Genomic DNA, 3196 nt, shown 5'->3' with positions numbered 1-3196 from the left:
CCCCCCACTCCGACCGCGGCCCCCCGAACAACTCCTCCGGCCCATCGACGGGCACGGCCACGCACACGGCGTCCGACGCCGTCCCCGTGCAGGGGAACCCCGCCTCGATCAACGCCTGCGACTTGGCCTCCGTAACCGTCATCACGGCGTTGACCAGCGCCGCATCGGTCATGGCGACAGGCACCACGGTGACGATGTTGATGGTCCCGACCCGCATGGGCGCCAGCTCGGGGTCCTCGAACCCCTCCGGCGCCGCCGCCCAGGTGGGCACCCGGAGCCCCACGGTCGCGAAGGCCTCCACGCCGCCGTCGGCGGCCCGCACGTACCGATCCACCGACGCGGCGGTCATCATGCCCACGCCCTCTCCCCCAGGACCTAACGAGCGGAGATGATCCACCGGGTCCATCCGCGCATACCCGGCCACGACCTGCGCGTTCAGCACCCATTCCCGCGTCCCGATCCCGCCGCCGAGCATCGCCGAGGAGATCATCCGCCACCCGGGCCCGAACTCCCACAGCAGCGCCCCGAGCCGGGCCCCCTCCTCCACCCGATACGTCAGCTTCACGATCATCCCCTGACCAGGTGCACGACGGGCCGCCCGTCCGGCCCTGGCTCGATCTTGACATGGGCGTCGAAGTGCCGTCCCACCAGTTCCTCGGTCAGCACCTGGGCCGGCTTGCCGGAGGCGACGGCGTGGCCGTCGGCGAGCAGCAGCAGCGCGTCCGCGTACAGGCCCGCCACCGTCAGGTCGTGCAGGGTGGTGACGACGGTGAGCCCGTCGGCTCGCCTGAGCCGGTCCACCAGTTCCAGAACCTGCTGCTGGTGGCCGAGGTCGAGCGCGGTGGTCGGCTCGTCGAGCAGCAGCACGGGCGCCTGCTGGGCGAGCGCCCTGGCCAGCACGACCCGCTGCCGCTCACCGCCCGACAATTCGCCGACATGGCGCCCGGCCAGGGCGGTCAGGTCCAGCCGGTCGAGCACGGACGCGGCGACCTCCCGGTCGTGGCGGCTCTCGCGGCCCAAATACGGGATGTACGGCGTCCGCCCCAGCAGCGCGTAGTCGAAGACCGTCATGTCGGGCGGCAGCGCGGGCGTCTGCGGCGCGTACGCCAGCAGCCTGGCCCGTTCCCGCGGCTTCAGTCCCGCCCCCGGCCGCCCGGAGAGCATGACGTCGCCCCGGTGCGCGACCAGCCCCATGACGGCCTTGAGCAGGGTGGACTTGCCGGCCCCGTTGGGCCCGATGATCGCCAGCCATTCGCCCTTGCGTACCCGCAGGTCGACGTCGCGGACGACCTCGCGCTCGCCGAGCCGTACGGACAGGCCTCCGGTCTCGATCATGTGACGGCCCGCCGCGTCATGCGCAGGACGGTGACGAAGAACGGCGCCCCCACGAACATCGTGACCACGCCGATCGGCAGCTCGGCCGGCGCGAGCACGGTGCGGGCGACGAGGTCGGCCAGCACCAGGAACGCCGCGCCGCCGATGAGCGACAGCGGCAGCACGATCCGGTACGAGCCACCCGCAAGCCGCCGCACGACGTGCGGCACGACGATGCCCACGAACCCGATCAACCCGCTCACGGCCACCGCCGCCGCGGTGGCCAGCGACGCCGCCAGCAACACCGTGAAGCGCACCCTGGCGGCCCGCAGGCCGAGGCTCGTGGCCTCCTCGTCGCCCACGGAGAGCACGTCGAGCATCCGCCCGTGCAGCAGGAGCAGGACGGAGGAGACGGCTGCGTACGGGAGCACCAGCCAGAGCTGGTCCCATCCGCCGCCGACGTCGCCGAGGATCCACGAGTAGATGCGCTGCAGTTCCTCGACCTTGAACTGCTGCACGAACGTCTGGATCGCGGTCAGGAACGACGTGACCGCCACCCCGGCCAGCACCAGCGTGGCGGTGCCACCCGCGCGCCCGGCCGTGTTGCCCAGCGTGTACGCCAGGAACACACCACCCACGGCCCCCAGGAAGGCCGCGACCGGGATACTCGCCGCCACGGACGGCAGCGCCACGATGGCCACCGTCGTGGCGAGCCCCGCCCCGGCGGCGGCGCCCAGCAGGTACGGGTCCGCGAGCGGGTTGCGGAACACCCCCTGGTACGCGGCTCCCGCCATGGCCAGCAGCCCGCCGACCACGGCGGCGACGAGCACCCGGGGCAGCCGCAGCTCGTACAGCAGGCCCTGCTCGACGGGAGCGAGGCCCGAGTCGACGTGGACGAGCGGCAGCCAGTCCACGGCCTGGAGCACCACCCGCCACGGCGAGATGTCGGCGGCGCCGTCGAGGAGCCCGGCGACCATGGACACGGCCAGCACGCCCAGGGCGCCCGCCACCCAGAGGGGTCTGGCCCTGGACGGGCCGGCCTGCATCGTCATGGTCAGCTCGCGCCGGCCTTGGACACGGCGGCGGCGATGGCCTCGGCGAGCTGGACGATACGCGGGCCCCACCGGGAGGCGATGTCGTCGTCGAGCTGGATCACCTGGTCGTTCTTGATGGCCGACAGGTTCTTCCAGCCCGGCCGCTTGGCCAGCGTGTCCTTGCTCTGCTGGCAGCACTTGACGTCGCCCAGGAAGATCAGGTCCGGATCGGCCTGAGCCACGAACTCGGCCGACAGCTTGGGATAGCCGCCGGCCGCGTCGGGCGCCTTGTCCGCGATGTTGACGAGGCCGAACATCGAGTAGACCTGCCCGATGAAGGTCTGCGAGGTCGCCGCGTACGGCGTCTGGTCGAGCTCGTGATAGTAGCTGAGCTTCTTGTCCTTGGGCGCCTCGGCGGCCAGCTTGTCCAGGGCCGCCTTCATGCCGGAGACGACCTCTTCGGCCTTGGCCTTGTTCCCGGTGGCCGCGCCGAGCTCGGTGATCTCCTCGTACGCCTCGTCGATCTTGGTGGCGGCGGGCTGGAGCAGGACCGGCACGTTGACCTTGCCGAGCTCGGCGACCACCTTGTCGAGGTCGTCGGAGAGGATGACGAGGTCGGGCTTCTGGGCCACGATGGCCTCGACGTTCGGCTTGAAGCCGGACAGGTCGGTCTTGGGGGCCTCGGGCGGGTAGTTGGACTGGTTGTCGACCGCGACGACCTGGGATCCCGCGCCGATGGCGAACAGGGTCTCGGTGTGGGTGGCCGAGAGGGAGACGATCCGCTCCGGCTTCTTGGCGAGGGTGACCTTGCCGTTGCCGGCTTCGATCGTCACGGGGAAGTCCGCGGA

Annotated in this window: 4 protein-coding genes; all 4 read right to left on the bottom strand. The window is 71.6% G+C overall.

Annotation, left to right across the window (positions count from 1 at the left end):
* Positions 1 to 571: adenosylcobinamide amidohydrolase (locus tag ETD86_RS53510; RefSeq protein ID WP_138674256.1), on the bottom strand; the 571-nt coding region annotated here is incomplete at its 3' end.
* Entirely contained in the window at positions 568 to 1335 is a 768-nt protein-coding gene (locus tag ETD86_RS53505) for an ABC transporter ATP-binding protein (RefSeq protein ID WP_138674255.1), read from the bottom strand. The genes ETD86_RS53505 and ETD86_RS53510, both read right to left, overlap by 4 nt.
* Positions 1332 to 2366: a FecCD family ABC transporter permease gene (locus tag ETD86_RS53500; protein WP_138674254.1), complete on the bottom strand. Its 1035-nt coding sequence runs from the start codon at positions 2364 to 2366 to the stop codon at positions 1332 to 1334. Before ETD86_RS53500 ends, ETD86_RS53505 begins: the two co-directional genes overlap by 4 nt.
* Before the next feature lie 2 nt (positions 2367 to 2368).
* Positions 2369 to 3196, bottom strand: an 828-nt coding sequence (locus ETD86_RS53495; RefSeq protein WP_138674253.1) for an ABC transporter substrate-binding protein, incomplete at its 5' end; no start/stop codon positions are given.

This window comes from Nonomuraea turkmeniaca (assembly GCF_005889735.1).
Lineage (GTDB): Bacteria > Actinomycetota > Actinomycetes > Streptosporangiales > Streptosporangiaceae > Nonomuraea > Nonomuraea turkmeniaca.
This window is presented reverse-complemented; position numbering and strand designations above follow the sequence as displayed.

Bases quoted from the DNA above. Each gene is read 5' to 3' on its own strand.
- ETD86_RS53500 (WP_138674254.1), bottom strand. From the start codon at position 2,366: ATGACGATGCAGGCCGGCCCGTCCAGGGCCAGACCCCTCTGGGTGGCG.
- ETD86_RS53505 (WP_138674255.1), bottom strand. From the start codon at position 1,335: ATGATCGAGACCGGAGGCCTGTCCGTACGGCTCGGCGAGCGCGAGGTC.